Here is a 17,914-nt window from a genome sequence, read left to right as displayed (position 1 = left end):
GCGATCCCCGGTCCGGAACGGAATCAGTGCGACGGCGGCTTGCTCGACACGGGCTCGGCGTGGAGCTTTTTCCGCTCGAAGTCGATCAGCAACTGATTGGCCATGCGGTAATTCTTGGATACCAGCGCCTGCTGGATCATTCCCGAAACCTCCTTGTCACTGCGCCCTTCAAGCGGCGGGTGGCTCAACAACGACGAGCTGTCCGCACGATATGTGTTGGCGACGGTGGTGGCCATCTCGGGTGACAGGCCGAGCTTCTCCCATTCCTTGGCGAGGCTTTTGCGTGCGGTGGCCAGAGAGATCATGCCGGACTTCCACGCCTGGTCATTGCCGAACCGGAAGGATTCCTCGCGCGACATCACCGCACGGCGATTCGCCTCATCCAGCGCTCTCTGGGCAGCCATTCCCTGGTTACTCGCTTCCTGGCCCACGACGACCCCACAGGCGCCCAGCGAAACCACTGCCACCAACAGCTTCCAGTAATTCACGTGTTTTCCTCCCTGGTGCGATTGGTGCCGCAAGGACCGGCGACCGGATCGCAAGTTAGCACGATACGGCGATCACTCCCTCCCGACTCCCGGAGGGCGCCGGGGCGGGTCAATCGGGCGGGCGCAGCACGGCATCGGCCAGAGCGAGCGCTTGCAGGGATACCTCCTTGCCCGCACCCAGGACCTGCCGGCCGACCTCGCGGAAACCCAGGCGGGCATGGAAACGAGAGGACGCCGGATTGGGTGGCGCAATGTCGAATTCGCAGGTCACCAGGGACACACCGCGTGATGCCGCATGACCGAACGCACCTCGGTAGAGCGTTTCACCCAGGCCCAGGCCCTGTGCCTCTGCAGCGACCACGATACGGTCGATGTAGAGAAAGCGGGGGTAGCGCGCGGCGAACCAGCGGTAGTTCGGGCTGTGGTAGTCCGCCCCCTCGCTCATCGCAAGCAGGAAGGCGAGGACGCGCCCCTCTTCCTCCGCCACCCGGTACAGGGTGGCCTGCCCGACCAGATGCGCCAGGCGCTCGTCGTCCAGCGGACTCAGTACCGAGACGAATGCGTGGTTGAGGGCAAGAACGGCCAGAGCGTCATCTGCCGTGCCATCGCGAAGAATCATGGCTTCCACCACGGGGACCGGATTGGCGATTGTGCCTATCGGGCAGGCCTGTTCGCCAGCTGGCCAGAGCCTGGCCCGCGAACGGCCGGATCGCCGGCCCCATCGACTCAGGCGCGAACGGCGGGCGTGCCGCACGGGTCACGTTGTCCCGTTTCTGCCGCGGACCGATGCCCTCCCGCGACAAGCGATGGCGCGGACCTCGGCAGGATAACCGGCCGCATGGACGCGTCAGAAGCTCGAATCGGGCTCGGCCAGGAAGGCCAGCTCCTGCCCGGTCGAGGCGCGTCCCGGGATCGTGTTGCGATGGGGATAACGGCCAAAGCGGTCGATGATCGCCCTTTGCCGAAGCTCGAACTCCAGGTTGCGCGCGGGCGCGTGTTCGCGGAACAGGCACTCGGCTTCGACATGGATCGCCGCCGACTCACTGTGCATGAATGGCATCAGCACGAAGCCGCGTTCGTCCGGAGGCAGAACAGCCAGGGCGTCGTCGGCGACCGCCTCCTGGGCCAGCACCAGAGTCACCGCGTCCTGCGCGAATGCTGCCGGCGTACCGCGATGGATATTCCGTGAAAACTGGTCCAGCACCAGGATCTCCGCCAGGCGGCCGCGCGACCGGGCATGCCAGCTCCATCGTTCGCCACGCGCGGCCTGCCGCAGCAACGGGGCGAAACGACGACGCACCTGATCGTCGAAATCCGGGGTGGCCGTCACCAGGCAGCCTCACCCGCCTCCGCGAGCCAGAACGCCAGTACCTGCTCCACCATGCCGCGCGCTCCCTCGAAGTGTCCGTGCCGGCGATGGCGTCACGGCTCTCCGCTCGGGGACTCGACGCAGTGGCAGGACCGCAGGAGGTACGGCGGCTCGAGAGCGCGCCGCCGGCCTTGCCTGCGTCCAGAGCACGCTGTCGTTTGCCCCTTGCGCTCAGCCCAATGCGAAATCGATCGCCGCACAGACCGCGGCGACCTGGGCATCGTTGCACTGCTGCGGTGTGGCGCGCGGACTGTCCGGGTACACCTCGGTGGTGGTGGTGTAGCGGGCATCGGTGATGCCTGCGCAAAGTCCGAGCTGCTTCAGCGCGTAGTTGATGACACCCGGCGCCACCACCGGGGAGCCGATGATCTCGCCACGCTCGTCGGCCGGCGCGATGTGAGTGACTTTTTCGACCGCCGCGATAATCGCCTGCTGGAAGGCCGGCTGCGGGTTTTCGGTATCGCCCACCAGGTAGAAACCGTCGGGAATCTCGCCGGGCTCGAAATCCACACCATCACGCGCAGCCAGCGCCGGTCGGAACTCGGACTCGTCGCTGTCGGTGGTCTCGTGCAGGTCGATGTGCAGCAGTGCGACATCGCGATATGGCGCCAGCAGCCGCCACAACGCGGCCGACTCGCCGGCCGGGCTGTCGGCACGGAACGAACGATTCGGGTCGATCGCATCCGGATTCCAGCGGTGGATCCGCTCGTACGCCCAGGGACTGACGCACGGTACCACCAGCAGGTTCGCGCGCCCGGCAAAGCGCGCCGCCTCACGCTCGAGAAACTGCAGCGCACCGTGCACGCCGCTGGTCTCGTAGCCGTGCACGCCGCCAGTGACCACCGCGGTCGGCAGGTCGTCGCGCCAGTCCGGGCTGCGCACCGCGAACAGCGCGTAGCTGTCCGGGGCGTAGTCGAGCCGCCCGTATTCACGCACGTCGAAACGCTCGCGCAAGCGATCGATCGCCCGGAGCACGTCCTCCGCGTAGCTTCGGCGAGGCTGCTGTCCGGCACGCCAGGCCACGACTTCCGCCGGCCCCCAGGGGATTCCGGGCATGCCGATCGGGTACGGGGCCTGGGGCGTCGTCACGTTCTGCACTCCTTCATTCGATGCCATCGGAAAAGGGCGGCCACTCTACCACCCGACCTCTCCGCCACTCGCGGGCGTACCACCCGGTTGAGCACTCAAATGCGAATAGATATCATTTGCGAAATACACTCCTCGCACCCCAGCCAAGGAAATCCGTGTTCAAGAACTTCACGCACCGCTACGGCACACCGCTCACCGTCGGGCTCTTCTTCGTATCCGCGATCTCCGGCGTGGCGCTGTTCTTCCACTGGTCCTCGGCCACCTTCCACAGCATGCACGAATGGCTGAGCATGCTGCTGCTGGCGCCGTTCGCCCTGCACATGATCAAGAACTGGAAGCCGCTGCTGGCCTATGCCAGGCGCCGGACACTGCTGGTTCCACTGGTGCTCTCGCTGTTCGTGGCCCTGCCGTTCGCCCTCACCGCGGGCAAGGGGCGCGCCGGCAATCCGGCTTTCCAGACGATCGCCCTGATGACCCGCGCCTCGCTGGAGGACCTCGCACCGATCGTCCGCGTGCCGGCACCCGACCTGCTCCGGCAGCTGCAGGCGCGCGGCTACAAGGCAAACTCGACGCGCGACACGCCCAGCGATATCGCCAGCGCTTCGGCCGTGCCCGCCAACGAGGTGTTGTTCGCGCTGATGCCGGCACGCAAGGCGGCGACAGGACGCAAATAGCCGCCGCCCCTCCATCCCCGGCTCGCCCTAGAATCGTCGCTCCGAACGATGAACCGGGGCCCAGCACTGTGGAATCGACCGACCGCCGCATACGCAGCATCGTCATCGTCGGTGGCGGCACCGCCGGGTGGATGACCGCCGCTGCTCTCGCCCAGGCGCTACAGGGCAGCTGCCGGATCGAGCTGGTGGAGTCCGAGCAGATCGGCACGATCGGCGTGGGCGAGGCGACCATCCCGCCGATCAAGCTGTTCAACCAGACCCTGGGCATCGACGAGAACACCTTCCTGGCCGCGACCCGGGGCACCTTCAAACTCGGCATCGAGTTCGTCGGCTGGGGCCGCGCCGGGCATCGCTATTTCCATCCGTTCGGCCAGATCGGCGCCGAGTTCGACAAGGTGCCGCTGCATCACTACTGGCTGCGCGAGCGCTCGCGCGGCGACACGTCCGCGCTGGAGGACCACTCGCTGGCCTGGGTCGCCGCGCGCGACGGCAGGTTCACCCTGCCCTCCACCGACCGCCGCCAGGTGCTCTCCACGCTGGACTACGCCTACCAGTTCGACGCCGGCCTGTACGCGGCCTTCCTGCGCCGCTACGCCGAAGCCCGTGGCGTGCGTCGCAGCGAGGGGCGCATCGTCGGCACCGACCTGCGAGCGGACGACGGCTTCATCGAGCGCGTGCGGCTGGACGGCGGCGCGACGATCGACGGCGACCTGTTCATCGACTGCTCCGGCTTCCGCGGCCTGCTGATCGAAGAGGCCCTGCACACCGGCTACGAGGACTGGCGCCACTGGCTGCCGTGCGACCGCGCGGTGGCGGTGGCCTGCGAACACGACGACACGTTCGCGCCGTACACGCGCTCCACCGCCCATGCAGCAGGATGGCAGTGGCGGATCCCGCTGCAGCACCGGGTCGGCAACGGCCACGTGTACTGCAGCGCCTTCACCGACGAGGACACCGCCACCCGGGTACTGCTGGACAACCTCACCGGTCAGCCGCTGGGCACGCCGCGGCCGCTGCGCTTCACCACCGGGCGGCGGCGGCGCTTCTGGCACCGCAACTGCGTGGCGATCGGCCTGTCCGCGGGTTTCCTGGAACCGCTGGAGTCCACCAGCATCCACCTGATCCAGACCGCCATCACGCGCCTGCTGGCGCTGTTCCCGGACCGCGATTTCGACGCGGTGACCACGGCCGAATTCAATCGCCTGACCGGCGTGGAATACGAGCGCATCCGCGACTTCCTGATCCTGCACTACCACGCCAACACGCGCGACGAGCCGATGTGGCGCCACGTGGCGACGATGGAGATCCCCGAGCCGCTCGCCTACAAGCTGGCGCATTTCCGAGGCCACGGGCGCCTGGTGGCCGAGAGCCTGGAGCTGTTCCAGAACCCGAACTGGCTGGCGGTGATGGTCGGCCAGGAGGTGTGGCCGGAACGCCATGACCCGTTGGCCGACCTGCGCACCGGGGTCGACGCCGCCAGCCGCCTGGCGAGCCTGCGGCAGGTGATCGCCGAAGTCGCCGCGGCAATGCCGACGCAGCGCGAGTACATCGACCGCCACTGCCGCGCCCAGGCGGCCGATGCGACGATAGCGCCATGATGCCGCGGGTCCCGCGCAGTCGCCTCCTTCTCGCGTTCCTGGCCTGGATGGCGACCACCACCTGTCCCGTGCGCAGCCAGGACGCCCGCGATGAAGACGCCATACACGCCATGCAGGCGCACTGGCACCTGCCCGACGACGACCTTCGCGGCATGCCACACGACGGCCGCGGACAGGGCATGTTCGAAAGTCGCGAACTGCCCGGCGGACCACTGCCCCGGCGTATCGGGATAGCGAACGCGAACCTGCGCGATGCCTACTGCCATGCCTCCGAGGTCCTCGTCGGGCACGCCCTCGACAGCCACGGCTACGCCACGCCGTCACACGGCGCGGTGCTGACCCGCACGGCATTCGCGGTGCGGGAGTGGCTCAAGCCGGGCGCGGCGCGCGCCCCCGGATCCGCCGTGCGGGTCTGGCGAATCGGCGGAACCGTGCATACAGAAGGACATACGCTCTCGTACGCCTACGGCGACCAGCGGCCCTACCTGCCGGGACAAGACTATCTGCTGTTTCTGCGCGCACTCGTGCCGGGCGACAGACTGGATTTCGAGGGCGAGGAGGCCGACACGATCGCCATGCGCCAGGGGCTGATCATCCGCGCCGGCGCGCTCGAGACGGGCATACGGGCGCCGATGTCCACGCAGGCCCTGCGCGCGAAGGTCGACTCGCTGCTGGACAACGCGCCGTGCGATCGCCCGGGATGAGCCGGGAGCGCCGTCGTGCGATGGCGGGGAGCCTGGCACCCGCCATCGCGTGTTTTCCCGCCTGACTTACTTGCCGCCCTGCGACTGCGCCGGCAGTGGCTCGAGGCTGAAGCTCAGGGTGGTGATCTTGGCATCCAGGCCCTTCACCACGTCCGGGGTCAGGTCGTTGCTGACGTTGCCGCCGAGCACCGCGTCACGGTTCAGCAGCAGGCCGCAGCTGTGGCTCTTGTAGGCCGATGCAACGATCGGCTCGGCCTGCTGGCCGATGCGCTGCATCACCTTCGAGCGGGTGAGCTGGATGCGCTCGTTGAGCTCGCCGGCCTTCTGCTGGAACTGCTGCATGCGCTGCTGCAGCGCCTCGCCCTGCTGCTTGCGCTGGGCCTCGGCGAGCTTGGGGGCTTCCTGCTGGAATTTCTGGATGTCGCTCTGCAGCGGCCCGCGCTCGTTGCCGAGCTGGTTCTGCTCCTGCTCGGCGAGCTGCTTGAGCCGCTCGCTGGCGGCCTGGCCGACCTTGGACTGGGCGAACACCGCCTCGCGCGAAATCATGCACAGGCCTGGGACGGGCTTGCCGCCGAGGGCTTCGTCGGCATGCGCGACGGAGAGTGGCGCCAGCGTGAGCGTGGTGGCGGTGAACAACGAGGCGAGGAGCAGAGAGCGGTGCAGGGTCATGATGGGTCCGGAGTTGGAGAGGTGAAGATGCATGGACGCCGACAGCGGCCGTAGGTTCCCGCGTCTGAGGCGGCCACCCTGGTTAGCATGCGGTCAGTCCACCTTTTCGAGGGCCTTGCGATGCGGATGCCCGGTCTGGCCATCCGGCGGATAGTGATACCAGTCCTGGTGCGGCGATGCCTGCTTGCAGGCCGGGCACTGGGTTCGGGACCAGAAATGCCCGCATCCCGGGCAACATCCGGCGGTCCAGAACGTGTTCCAGCGGGTGCCGCAGCCCGCCCCGGGCTCGGCGGGCGTGCACACCCAGCGGGAGTCGACATGCGGCTCCCAGCGGCACAGCGGGCAATGAATGTGGGGTTGCGGTTCCATGGCAGCTCCCGGGGACGGCCGGCTGCCGCAACGTGGCCGCACCCGGTCGCCCATCTTGCCCGGTGGCGCTGCCGCCTGCCACTGGTCGCAGCCGGGTGCAGGCAGATCAGCCGCCCATCCGCGCGAGCAGCTCGCCGGCCGGCATCGGGCGGCCCAGCAGGTAGCCCTGCAGTTGCAACGGACCGAGTTCCTGCAACACCTGCAGCTCGTCCTCATGCTCGATGCCCTCGGCCACTACGCCGAGTTCCAGGGCCTGCGCCATGCCGATCAGCGAACTCAGCAGGCGTCGACGCTTGGGGTCTCCCTGCACTCCGGTGACGAAGCTGCGGTCGATCTTCAGCAGGTCGCACGGCAGCAGGTTGATGTGGCTGAGCGAGGAAAACCCGGTGCCGAAGTCGTCCAGCGCCACCTGGATGCCCAGGGCGCGGATCTGCTGCAGCGCTCCCACGCAGGCAGGCATGTCGACCACGTGCACGCGCTCGGTGAGCTCGAGGGTCAAGTTGCCACGCAGCGGCATGGGCACGACCTGCTCGACGTGACCGGGCAAGCGGCCCGACATGATCCCGTGCGCGGTGAGATTCACGTGCAGGCGGAAGTCCTCGGTCAAATACCGCTCCCAGGACGCGAGCGCCTGACTGGCGGTCGTCACCACCCAGAGGTCGAGGGTTTCCATCAATGGGGAGGCCTCCACCGCGCCCAGGAAGGCTCCGGGTGGCAGCAGGCCACGTACCGGGTGCATCCACCGCAGCAAGGCCTCGGCCCCGACCAGGCGCTGGGCATCACGGTCGAAGATCGGCTGGAAGTACAGCAGCAGCTCGCCCTCGGCCAATGCCCGCTCCACGTCCCGAAGCATCGCCAGGGCCTCGCGCGCTTGGTTGCGCAGGGCCGGATCGGCAATCAGCACCCGTTCGCTGGACTCCGGCGAGACACGCATCGCTTCGCTCATGGCCAGCCTGAGCAGATCTCCGGCACCCTCGCCCGCGTCCGCCGGGGGGCCGGAGGCGATGGCCGCCGTGCAGTCGCTGGCGATGCCGGCGCGACCATGCGCATCGCCGGACAGAACATCCTCCACCGCGCGCAGCAGGACGTGGTCGGGCGAAACGTCGGGCAACAGCCATGCCAGCGTGCCGTCGCCGACCCGGGCGACGATATCGGTGGGCAATGCGCTGGCCTGGATACGATCGTTGAGCACGCGCAGCCCGGCGGTGGCGTCGTCTTCCCCCGAACTGAGCGCGATGCTCCCATGGTTGCGGCAGCTGATCGCGACGAGGGCGAAGCGGCGGCCACCGGCGACCAGCCGCTCGATCCGCTCGATCAGCGCATGGCGGTTGGGCAAACGGGTATCCGGATCGAAGTGGGTGAGGAACTCCAGCTCGATCTCGCGCAGGCGCCGCTTCTCGAGGATCGCCATCACCCTCGCGCGCAGCATCGGAGTCTGGATCGGCTTGGTCAGGTAATCCTCGGCGCCCAGTTCGATGCAGCGCACGACGATCTCGCTGGTGTCGTGCGCCGAGACCATGATCACCGGCATGTCGCCCATGCGGCCCTCGCGCCGGAGCACCTCCAGCATCTGTACCCCATCCATGTCCGGCATGATCACGTCCAGCAGCACCAGGTCGGGACGGGACTCGCGGATCCGCACGAGCGCGCTGGTACCGTCATCCGCCTCGGTGATCTGGCGGAAGCCCAGCCGGTGCAGGTACCGCACCAGCATGAAGCGGTTGTTCTCGTTGTCGTCGACCACCAGCACGTGCACATCCGCATTCATGCCTGCCCTCCGGGCGGTGTTCCGACCGTGACCCAGCGTGACAACACCTTGAGCAGGTGCGGAAAGTCGATCGGCTTCGGCACGAAGGCATCGGCGCCCGCACCCAGTGCCCGGGCACGATCCTGCTCGCGTACCGAGGCGGATACCACGATCACCGGCAGGGTCCGCGTAGCCGCGTCGCTGCGCAGGCGGTGCAGCACGGCCAGGCCGTCCATGCCGGGCAGGTTGATGTCCAGCAATACCGCTGCCGGTGGGTCCCACGCCGCCGCGACCAGCGCCCTCTCGCCATCCTCCACGTGCTGCACGCGAACCCCGTGCCGGCGAAGCCGGTGGGTGAGCATGAACACATTGTTTTCGTCGTCCTCGACATACAGCACCGTATTCATCCGCGCGTCCCTGCGTCCCGTGTCTCGCTCTCCACGCGGTCGAGCAGATCGCGTGCCCGGCGCGCAATGCAGTCGAGGCCGACCTCCGCCTTGCTGACCAGCATCACCGCACTCTCGTTGAGCTTCTGCACCGTGTGTTGCGGCACATCGGCCGCCGTCACCAGCACGACCTGGACATGGGCTAGCAGCGGGTGCCCCTGCATCGCACCGATCACCTCCAGCCCGTCCATCACCGGCATCACCAGGTCCAGCAGCACCAGGTCGGGCGGCTCCTGCTCCATGTGCATCAGTGCCTGTTGCCCGTTGGCCGCCATGCGCACACGACAGCCGGCGCGACGCAGGACCATGGCAAGCTGCTCGCGATAGTGATCGTCGTCGTCGACCACCAGCACGTTCGACTGCGGACCGGACCGGACGAAGCGCTTGACCAGCCTGACGAGCTGGTCACGATCGACCGGCTTGGTCATGTGCTCGACCACGCCCAGCGCGGCAGTACGGTGGTCCGGATCGGTCACCGTGCACAGGATCACCGGCAGGTTGGCGTAGAGCGGATCGGCACGCAATGCCGCGAGCACATCCCAGCCGCTCATGTCTCCAAGCAGGATGTCGAGCAGCATCACCGCCGGCCGCTGGCTGCGAACCTGCTGCAGCGCTTCGGCCCCCGAACAGGCCGTGATCACCGGCAAACCGTGACGCTCCAGTGCACCGATCAGCAACCGGCGGGCATCCTCGTCGTCATCGGCCACCAGCACCAGCGAGTCGCGCGACGGCTCGTCCGGGGCGGCCGGTCCGGGATCTCGCGAAGGCGCCTCGAATGCGCCGACAGGGATCGACACCGTGAAGGTGCTCCCCCGCCCCGGTTCGCTCTCCACGGCAATCCAGCCTCCCATCAGCTGGACCAGTTGGCGGCTGATCGCCAGCCCCAGTCCGGATCCGCCGAAGCGGCGCGTGATCGACCGGTCGGCCTGCTCGAACGGGGTGAAAATGCGCTCCATCTGCTCGGGGGTCATGCCGATGCCGGTGTCGGTCACCGCGATGCGGAGGGTGTCCACGTCGCGCTCGAGGCGGAGGGTGATTTCGCCATCGCGGGTGAACTTGATCGCATTGCCGAGCAGGTTGATCAGCACCTGGCGCATGCGCACCGCATCGATCGCGACCACTCCCGGATCCGCAGCCACCACCATCGAGAGTCGGTTGCCGTTGGCCACCGCCAGCGGCTGCAGCGTGCTCAATGCGCTCTCGGCCAGCGTGCTCACCAGGATCGGCTCCAGCACCAGTTCCACGCGACCGGCGTCGATGCGCGAGATGTCCAGGATATCGTTGATCAGCGTAAGCAGGTGGCGTCCGGCCCCGACCACCCGGTGCAGCGACTCCACCGTCAGCGGATCGTCATCCTCTTCCTCGGCCTGCTCGAGCAGCAGTTCGCTGATCCCGATGATGCTGTTGAGCGGCGTGCGCAATTCGTGGCTCATGTTGGCCAGGAAGGCGGCCTTGGCGGTGTTGGCCGCCTCGGCTTGGTCCTTCGCCACGCGCAGCCACTGTTCCATGCGGATACGCGAGGTGATGTCCAACGACATTGCGCCCACCCCTACGACCCGATCATGTTCGTCGGTCACCGGGAAGCGGGTGGTGAGCAGCGTGAAGTTGCCGCCGAGGTATTCGACCTGCTCCTCGTAGGTGGTCACCTCGCCACTGTCGATGACCTCGCGATCGTGCTGGCCGATGGTCGCCGCAGTGGCTTCGGTGGCGACGGCATCGATGGTCTGCCCGATCAACTGGTCCGGCGACCGGCCAAGCAACTCGCCGGCCGCATCGTTGGCGCGCACGATCCGGCCTTGCAGATCCTTTACCTTCATCGACAGTCGCGAATGGTCGAAGATGTCTTTAAGCAGGCGGCTGTTGGCGGCCACCTCGGCCTCCACACCACTCAGGCGCACGCGCAGATGCGCCAGCCACGCCGCCAGCAACAGCAACGCCGGCAGGGTCAATGCATACCCGACCATGTGCGCGCGATCGAACATGATCGAGGCCAGCGTCGGATCAGGCGCCAACGCGACGACGCGCAGGCCGAACGCCGAATCCGGCTGGACGAGACCTGTTCCGGCAGCGGCCAGCTGATCGAAGGTCAGCAGGCCGAACGCACCGCGAGACTGTCCCTGCTTATGCGCCCGCATCACCGCCCAGGCGCCGGGAAAATCCGTGTCCATGCCGGCACGACGGGCGCCCGGGATGGCGAAGCGCCAGTCACGTGAAGCATCCGGGCCATGCAGCCAGTTGCCGGCGGCGTCGACCAGCCAGACACTTCCATGCGCCTGCTGCGCGTCGACCACGAAGCGCTGCAGCAGGTGGCGGCCATCGACATTGATCATCACCATGCCCAGGCGCTGCCCGTCCCCGGAAAACACCGGCGCCCCGACACGCAGGGTCGGCTCCTGCGGCTCGACGATCTGTCCGTGTTCGATATTGAGGTCGATCCGGGAAATGTAGACCTGACCCGCCGACATCTTCGCCACCGCATGGACGTATGGTCGCTGGCTCTTGTCCTGCAGTTGCTCCGGCGGAACCACCTCGACCACCCTGGCGCGGCTGTCCACGCGCACCACTTCGCGGCCGCCTGCATCGATGAAGCGCAGCTGCGAATAGTCGCCCCGCGCATCGGCCATCGCGTGCAGCAGGCGTTCGGCCCGCTGGCGCAGCGCCGGGCCTCCGTCCTGCAGCATCTGCTCGGCCACCACGGTGCGCGAGAGGATGATCGCGTCGCCGCGGACGCGCGCCAGGTCGTCGCGCAACGTGCGCGCAATGAGTGCGATGGCATGGCCGTTGTCGGCCTGCACCTGCCGTCGGAGCGAGCCCCTTTCGATGCCCGCGATCACCAGGTTGACCGCCAGCGACACCACCACCAGCACCAGCAGTGCCGCGGCGAGAGTACCGCCTCGCCTTGCCGACATCTTCAGCTTCATCCCTGCCCCCCGCAGCCGCGTAGCGCCCACGTTCCCGAGTGCTTAACGCGGGCAGTATGGCACCAAGCGCAGAACTCGTTCAGCCCCCTTGCCGACGCGCCCCGACGTCAGCGGGAGCACCCGGAAGCGGACCGCGGCAAGGAGATTCGGCATTGCACCGCAACAGGCAGGTCCGCCGCGCCAGTCCCCACAGCGTCCGTCCGCGATGCACCGGCCCGAAGGCAACACTCCCGGCACGTGCCATGCATCACGGCCAGCGCGCCCCGCGCGTGCTGGTGCGGATCGGTTCAGTTCGCGCCTGGCGTCACGGGGTAGCCTCGGGAGCGGGCATCTGCGCGGACAGGGGACCACGCAGACGCACCGGAGACGGCCTGAAGTATGCGAGCGACCTCTCGCTACGGGCCCGTTGCATGAGGAGACAGACCATGAGCATCAAGACCGCACGCCTCGCCCTCCTTCCGCTTTGCCTGATGGGAATCGCGCTGGGCGGATGTTCCAACTACGTGAAGAAAACGGATTTCGACGCGGCGATCAGCGAGCTTCGCGCCAACGACCAGAAGCAGCAGCAGGAAATCGACGCGCTCACCCAGGACATGCAGCAGCGCTTCGCCAAGTACGATGCGCAGATCACCGCTATGCAGGGCCGCATCAACGTCGACACCGCAGCGCACTTCGCCTTCGGCGATGCCACGCTGCGCGACCAGGACAAGCCGCTGCTCGACGATTTCGCCAAGGTCATCACGCAGCACCATCCCGATGCGGTGATCACCGTGGAAGGCTTCACCGACCCGGCCGGCTCGGCCGCGTTCAACAAACGCCTCGGCATGAAGCGCGCCGACGCGGTGCGCGATTACCTGGTCAATACCGGCGGCCTGTCTGCCGACAAGGTGCGTGCGGTCAGTTACGGCGAGTCCAGCAACCGCCAGGTGGAGAAGGGCCAGATTCGCGACGCCGGCGCCAACAACCGCCGCGTGACGCTGGTGGTCGACTTCGCCGGCAACACCAGCACGCCGACCTCCTGACCCGTCCTAAACGTTGCCGCCCGGGATCGCCCGCGATCCCGCGACGGCCGGCGGACAAGGCGCCTTCGCGGGCGCCTTTTTCATGCCCCGACAGCCACCGGCAACGGCCTGATCTACCGGCAGCGTCGCAGCTGGGCGCCGTACTCGCGCGCACGCCGGTCCACCTCGTCCGCGGTCTCGAGCAGGTGACGATCACGCTTCCAGTGGCCCGCGCGGTAACCGCCGATGCCTTCGTGGTAGGCGATGTACAGGTGCTTCGGATCCCACTTGGAGATGCCCAGTTCGCGATGGATGCGATCGGTGTACCAGCCGAGGAAGTCCAGCGCGTCCTCCATGTCGCTACGACGCTTGAACCAGCCGCCGTTCTCCTTGCGGTACTCCTTCCACACCGGATCCTGCGCCTGCGCGTAGCCGTAGGCGCTCGATCGCCGCGGCAGGGGAATGAACAGGAACCACGGCCGGTCGGGCCTCGCCTTCTGCCGGAAACCGGACTCGCGCTGCACGAACGCCATCAGCACGTTGGCCGGCGTGCCCCAACGCTTCTGCGCATCGCGGGCGTCGTGGTACCAGCCCGGGTATTCGTCGAACACCTGGCAGAGGTTGCCGGTGTTGCGCGGCGGTGCGGTCGCACAGCCACCGAGGGCGAGCAGGATCGTCAGGAACAGGGCGAAACGGAGTGGCCGGCGGGCAGCGGCTGTGTGTGGTAGGTCCATGCCCTCAGGGTAACCGGCACGGACGCGGGTGACACCCCGGTCCCGCGCCCGGCGGTGTGTGCCTATCGTGCCGATGTTCCCGTGCGGGGCGAGGCGGGCCGCGCCGCGTAGCCGTCATCCAGCGCGTGCAGGAACGCGATCAGATCATCGATGTCCCGTCCGCTGAGTGGCGGTGGATCGCCCACGTGGCGGTCGAACGGCGCGTCGGCGTTATCGACGTTCGCGCGGTACTTCCTCGGCAGGTCGTCGTAGATCGCCACCCGGCCATCCGCGCCGCGCGGATAGATCTTCTGCGGCGCCACCGCGCGCAGGTTGTAGAAATCCAGCACCTGCCTGAGCGTGCGGTACACGCCGTTGTGGAAGAACACCCGGCGGCGGTCCACGTTGCGCAGGGTCGGCGTGAGGAACATGCCGCAGTACTGGACCTGGCTGGCCAGGTCGCGACGGAACGGCCCGCACAGGCCCAGGTCGAAGAAGCGCGGATCGCGATTGGCCGGGATGGCCGGATTGCGCGGCACGCCCAGCGCCTCGTACTGGGTGTCGGTGAACAGCGGCGGCAGGCCGTCGCGGCTCGGTTGGCTCAGGTGGCAGGCGGCACAGTTGCCCTTGTGCGGATCGTTGAACAGGGCCAGACCGCGCTGCTCGGCCGGTGTCAATCGCGCCCGGCCTTCGAGCCAGGCGTCGTACTTGCTGGTGAACCTGTGGAAGGAGCGATCCTCAAGCTCGAAGCGGCCGATCGCGAACATCGCCTCGTCCACGAGTTGCACCGGGTCGTCGACGATGCCCGGGCCGAACAGTTGCGCGAAGGTGGCGCGATAGCGGCCTTGCGCCAGCTTTCTCGCCACCGACGCCACGTCGCTATTGGCCATCTCCACCGGATTGAGCATGGGGATGATCGCCTGACGCTGCAGCGAGTCGGCGCGACCGTCCCAGAACAGCCCGCCCTGCGGCACCATCGCCACGCCGGCCGGCCGCGTTCCGGCCGACTTGCGGGCCCGCGGGTCATTACGGACCGACGCAGCGAGCCTGTCCAGATTGACCGGCACGTCGTTGTCGACCGTATCCGGACCGATGCCGAAGGGCTGCTGGCGGTAAAGGTAAGCCAGCGAAGGCGGCGGTCGGAACCCGGCCTGCTTCATGTGCATGCCGCCGGGTTGCACGACGCGCGCGTTGGGCGGGTTGTAGCCGAACGCCGGGCTGTGGCAGGACGCGCACGATTGCTGGCCCGAGCCACTCAGCATCGGATCGAAGAACAGCGCCTTGCCCAGTCGCGCGACCGCGCTCAACGGCGCGTCCGGCGGCAGGCGCAGGGTCACCGGATGGGGATTGATGCCGCCGGTATCCACGGAGGCATGAGCGACCCGCTGCACCAGCAGGCCGCCACCGCACAGGCCAAGCAGACTCAGCAGGCCCGGCAGCAGCACGGACGGAACGCCGCGCCGCCTCGCGACACCGGGAAAGATCGGGGAAACCTTGGTCATAAACCCATCCGGCCATCGCGCGGATCGCGCTCCGCGCGGGAACAGCCCGGACCACCCGACAGCGCCGGGCGGTCCGGGTTACCTCTCAACGCTGCCGGCGGCATCCACCGGCAGGGCGCCGCATCACGAGTGCCACGGACGCGACGGCGGCACCACCGTGCCCTGGTCCGGGTCGAGGATCAGCCGCGACGCGCGGTCGTCGCGGTCGCGATGGCCGAAGTCGAACAGGCTCATCATGCTGCCCGCGCTGGCGTCGTTCGAACCCTGGCCAATGCGCTCGCCGTACAACCAGTTGTCCTCGATGAAGCGCACCACCGAGGATTGCGTCAGGCGCACGTCGCTGACGTAGTTCTCGCGCGCATACGGCGAGATCACCAGGAACGGGATGCGCGTGCCCGGGCCGCAACGGCCGTTGACGCGACCGCCATTCACGCCGATCCCCGGCTTGGCCCTCGGCGCATTGCACACGCCCGGGCCATTGACCTGATCGGCGCCGGTGACGGTGCCCTCCGGCGTGACACCGTCGAACGAGGCGGTGGTCGGCGCGGCGTAGCGATGGTCGTACCAGCCGTCGGAGTCGTCGTAGGTGATGACAATGGCGGTGCTCCTCCAGTCCGGCTGCTGCATCAGGAAGTTCACCACCTTGACGATGTACGCCTGCTCGTCCAGCGGATCGGAGTTGCCCGGGTGGGCGTCGCCCACCGCCGGCATCTTCAGGTAGCTCACCGACGGGTAATTGCCCGCCGACACCGCCGCGAAGAAGTCGTTGAGGTCGTACTCGTGGTGCACCGGGGTAGCAGTGGCGTCCTTCGGGTCCGCATGGCCGATCAGCGCCACCGAGGTCGGACGCTCGTGGGTCGGGTTGGACGTGGAGGCGTAGTACTGGAACCAGTTGTGGTGCGGGATGTAGTCGCTCTTGGTCGCCGCCAGCACGCTCGAATAGGTGCTGCGCCCGCAGCCGGTGGAGCCGTTGTCGTTCGTCGCGGTGAGGTCGAAGCCACCCATGAAGCCACCCCAGGTGAGGTGGTGGGCGCTGAGCAGGTCACCGATGTTCTTCGAGCTCATCATCAGCGTGTTGCTGGTCGACGAGCACACGTCGTAGGCCGGGTCGGTATCGCCGACCAGGCTGAGGCCGCCGATGCCGTCGGGGATCGTGGCGCCCTTGCCCAGCACGATCTGCGCGCCGTTGTTGGTGCCCGACACCACCGCGATCGCCCCCGGCGTCGACGGGCCGTAGGTGTCGGTGTAGGTGTTGTCGTCCATCGCGTAGTGCTGGGCGTAATTCCACAGCGCGGTGACGGTGTTGCCGTCGTAGTAGCCCATCACCAGGCCATGGGTGCCGAAGGTGCCGGTGCTGGAGACGGTGTTGTTGCCGGTGTAGTGCGGGAAGAGATCGGCCTTGCCGTTGTCGTAGGCCAGTTGCTCGGGGGTGTAGTTGTGGTTCTGGCCTTCGGTGTTGGCCTGGGTGCGATCGAGGCGGAACGGGTTGACCGCGTTTTCGCCGTTGAGCGGGTTGAGCTTGTTCGGGTTCTGCGTCAGCAGCGTGCCGGACAGGCCATCCACGCGGGGCGTCCAAGGGCGCGCCCTGAACACCGGTTCGCCGGCCGGGTTGGCCGCCACCGGATAGGTGCCGAAGTAGTGATCGAACGAACGGTTCTCGCCGAAGATCACCACCAGGTGCTTGATCGGCGTGGCGGTCGGCACCTCGTCCTGTGGCGAATGGCCGTGTCCCGGCCAGGGATGACCCGGATGGTCCGGGTGGCCGAAGCCATCGTGGTCCGGACCGGGATGGGCGGATGCCGCGAACGCGAGCCCCAAGAGGGCGATCGACGCCGGCAGCAGCGCCTTGCGGAGGATGCGAAGACTGAGCACGAGAAGACTCCTGAAAAGAAGACGGCAGCGCGGGCCCACAGGCGGGCCCGATCGATGGATTCCCCCTTCGTACCGGTGGCGAATGGACCTGCGCGTCGCCAGCGGCCTCGCGGTGATTCAAGCAGCCGGAGATGAACGTTCCGGGACAAACAAGTCGTTGATTGTCATGCAAGAAATTGCGAATCGCGGGGAGCCGTTGGCGGGCAATGGCCGCCGACGTGTCCGGGCACGCTCCCGGCGACCACGCGCGGAGGGTGATCGCGGTCATGGATGCGCCCGGCAAGCGGTCGACGTCGCTCAAGGGACGGGTCGATTCGCGCGCCCGGAGTACGCATGTCCCACCTTGGGGGCCCCACATGAACGGCGGCGTCAGCCAGCCGCACGCCCCGACCGAATGGAGTCACGCGCTCAGCGTGGGCATCGAGGGGATCGATGAACAGCACCGCGTGCCGGTCGACCCGCTCAACCAGTTGCACGCGTCGATCGTCGAGCACCACGCGACCAAGGACGCGCCTGCCATCCTCGATCGACTGGTCGAATACACCCACATCCACTTCGCCGTGGAAGAGAGCCTGATGCACCTGTTCGACTACCCCGAATACGAGGAGCACGAGCACAGCCTCGAGGCGCTGATCGACGAAGCGATGCAGTCACGCCTGTTCTCCGAAGGCAGGCCGATCACCTTCGAACTGCTGCACTTCCTCAAGAAGTGGCTCACCGGCCACATCATGGAGGGCGACGCGCGCTACACC

Annotated in this window: 16 protein-coding genes and 1 pseudogene; 5 read left to right on the top strand and 12 right to left on the bottom strand. The window is 67.6% G+C overall.

Annotated features, from left to right (window positions below):
• Positions 1 to 23: 23 nt before the first annotated feature.
• From NC595_RS04440 to NC595_RS04425, 4 genes are all read right to left on the bottom strand, one after another.
• Entirely contained in the window at positions 24 to 488 is a 465-nt protein-coding gene (locus NC595_RS04440; protein WP_253565050.1) for a hypothetical protein, read from the bottom strand.
• A gap of 109 nt (positions 489 to 597) precedes the next feature.
• Positions 598 to 1,107, bottom strand: coding sequence for a GNAT family N-acetyltransferase (locus NC595_RS04435; protein WP_253565049.1), 510 nt, complete (start codon positions 1,105 to 1,107; stop codon positions 598 to 600).
• Positions 1,108 to 1,335: 228 nt separating this feature from the next.
• Positions 1,336 to 1,818, bottom strand: a complete 483-nt coding sequence (locus NC595_RS04430; protein ID WP_253565048.1) for a DUF924 family protein — start codon at positions 1,816 to 1,818, stop codon at positions 1,336 to 1,338.
• A gap of 210 nt (positions 1,819 to 2,028) precedes the next feature.
• Positions 2,029 to 2,973: a M14 family metallopeptidase gene (locus NC595_RS04425; RefSeq protein WP_256488883.1), complete on the bottom strand. Its 945-nt coding sequence runs from the start codon at positions 2,971 to 2,973 to the stop codon at positions 2,029 to 2,031.
• A gap of 128 nt (positions 2,974 to 3,101) precedes the next feature.
• Here NC595_RS04425 and NC595_RS04420 point away from each other — a divergent pair, with 128 nt between their 5' ends.
• From NC595_RS04420 to NC595_RS04410, 3 genes are all read left to right on the top strand, one after another.
• Positions 3,102 to 3,620 (top strand): DUF4405 domain-containing protein, encoded by a 519-nt coding sequence (locus NC595_RS04420; protein ID WP_253565046.1) that lies wholly within the window; start codon positions 3,102 to 3,104, stop codon positions 3,618 to 3,620.
• 68 nt (positions 3,621 to 3,688) lie between these two features.
• Positions 3,689 to 5,218, top strand: a complete 1,530-nt coding sequence (locus tag NC595_RS04415) for a tryptophan halogenase family protein (RefSeq protein ID WP_253565045.1) — start codon at positions 3,689 to 3,691, stop codon at positions 5,216 to 5,218.
• Complete coding sequence (locus NC595_RS04410) at positions 5,215 to 5,922, top strand: hypothetical protein (RefSeq protein WP_253565044.1); 708 nt, start codon at positions 5,215 to 5,217, stop codon at positions 5,920 to 5,922. The genes NC595_RS04415 and NC595_RS04410 overlap by 4 nt, the downstream gene beginning before the upstream one ends.
• Before the next feature lie 66 nt (positions 5,923 to 5,988).
• On the opposite strand, the gene NC595_RS04405 is transcribed toward NC595_RS04410, so the two are convergent.
• The 5 genes from NC595_RS04405 to NC595_RS04385 form a co-directional block, all read right to left on the bottom strand.
• The gene (locus tag NC595_RS04405) at positions 5,989 to 6,591 is read right to left on the bottom strand and encodes an OmpH/Skp family outer membrane protein (RefSeq protein WP_253565043.1); all 603 of its coding nucleotides are present in this window, start codon (positions 6,589 to 6,591) and stop codon (positions 5,989 to 5,991) included.
• Positions 6,592 to 6,684: 93 nt separating this feature from the next.
• A complete protein-coding gene (locus NC595_RS04400) occupies positions 6,685 to 6,960 on the bottom strand; it encodes a hypothetical protein (RefSeq protein ID WP_253565042.1) in 276 nt (91 codons plus the stop codon).
• Between the two features lie 106 nt (positions 6,961 to 7,066).
• Positions 7,067 to 8,728: an EAL domain-containing protein gene (locus NC595_RS04395; RefSeq protein WP_253565041.1), complete on the bottom strand. Its 1,662-nt coding sequence runs from the start codon at positions 8,726 to 8,728 to the stop codon at positions 7,067 to 7,069.
• Positions 8,725 to 9,114 carry a response regulator gene (locus NC595_RS04390; protein WP_253565040.1) on the bottom strand — a complete coding sequence of 130 codons (390 nt, stop codon included), beginning with the start codon at positions 9,112 to 9,114 and terminating at the stop codon, positions 8,725 to 8,727. Before NC595_RS04390 ends, NC595_RS04395 begins: the two co-directional genes overlap by 4 nt.
• The gene (locus tag NC595_RS04385) at positions 9,111 to 12,062 is read right to left on the bottom strand and encodes a response regulator (RefSeq protein WP_253565039.1); all 2,952 of its coding nucleotides are present in this window, start codon (positions 12,060 to 12,062) and stop codon (positions 9,111 to 9,113) included. The genes NC595_RS04390 and NC595_RS04385 overlap by 4 nt, the downstream gene beginning before the upstream one ends.
• A gap of 437 nt (positions 12,063 to 12,499) precedes the next feature.
• Here NC595_RS04385 and NC595_RS04380 point away from each other — a divergent pair, with 437 nt between their 5' ends.
• Positions 12,500 to 13,096 (top strand): OmpA family protein, encoded by a 597-nt coding sequence (locus NC595_RS04380; protein ID WP_253565038.1) that lies wholly within the window; start codon positions 12,500 to 12,502, stop codon positions 13,094 to 13,096.
• Positions 13,097 to 13,209: 113 nt separating this feature from the next.
• On the opposite strand, the gene NC595_RS04375 is transcribed toward NC595_RS04380, so the two are convergent.
• The 3 genes from NC595_RS04375 to NC595_RS04365 form a co-directional block, all read right to left on the bottom strand.
• Positions 13,210 to 13,809 carry a transglycosylase SLT domain-containing protein gene (locus NC595_RS04375; protein ID WP_253565037.1) on the bottom strand — a complete coding sequence of 200 codons (600 nt, stop codon included), beginning with the start codon at positions 13,807 to 13,809 and terminating at the stop codon, positions 13,210 to 13,212.
• A gap of 62 nt (positions 13,810 to 13,871) precedes the next feature.
• Positions 13,872 to 15,290, bottom strand: a complete 1,419-nt coding sequence (locus NC595_RS04370) for a cytochrome-c peroxidase (RefSeq protein WP_253565036.1) — start codon at positions 15,288 to 15,290, stop codon at positions 13,872 to 13,874.
• 123 nt (positions 15,291 to 15,413) lie between these two features.
• The gene (locus tag NC595_RS04365) at positions 15,414 to 17,162 is read right to left on the bottom strand and encodes a phospholipase C (RefSeq protein ID WP_253565035.1); all 1,749 of its coding nucleotides are present in this window, start codon (positions 17,160 to 17,162) and stop codon (positions 15,414 to 15,416) included.
• A 206-nt stretch (positions 17,163 to 17,368) separates the two neighbouring features.
• On the opposite strand from NC595_RS04365, the pseudogene NC595_RS20550 reads away from it, so the two are divergent.
• Positions 17,369 to 17,911, top strand: a pseudogene (locus NC595_RS20550) (bacteriohemerythrin); the annotation flags it as partial.
• Positions 17,912 to 17,914: the final 3 nt, after the last annotated feature.

Source organism: Dyella lutea (genome assembly GCF_024158035.1).
Taxonomy (GTDB): domain Bacteria; phylum Pseudomonadota; class Gammaproteobacteria; order Xanthomonadales; family Rhodanobacteraceae; genus Dyella_A; species Dyella_A lutea.
The sequence above is the reverse complement of the archived record's forward strand: the minus strand, read 5'-3'. Positions and strand labels throughout refer to the sequence as shown.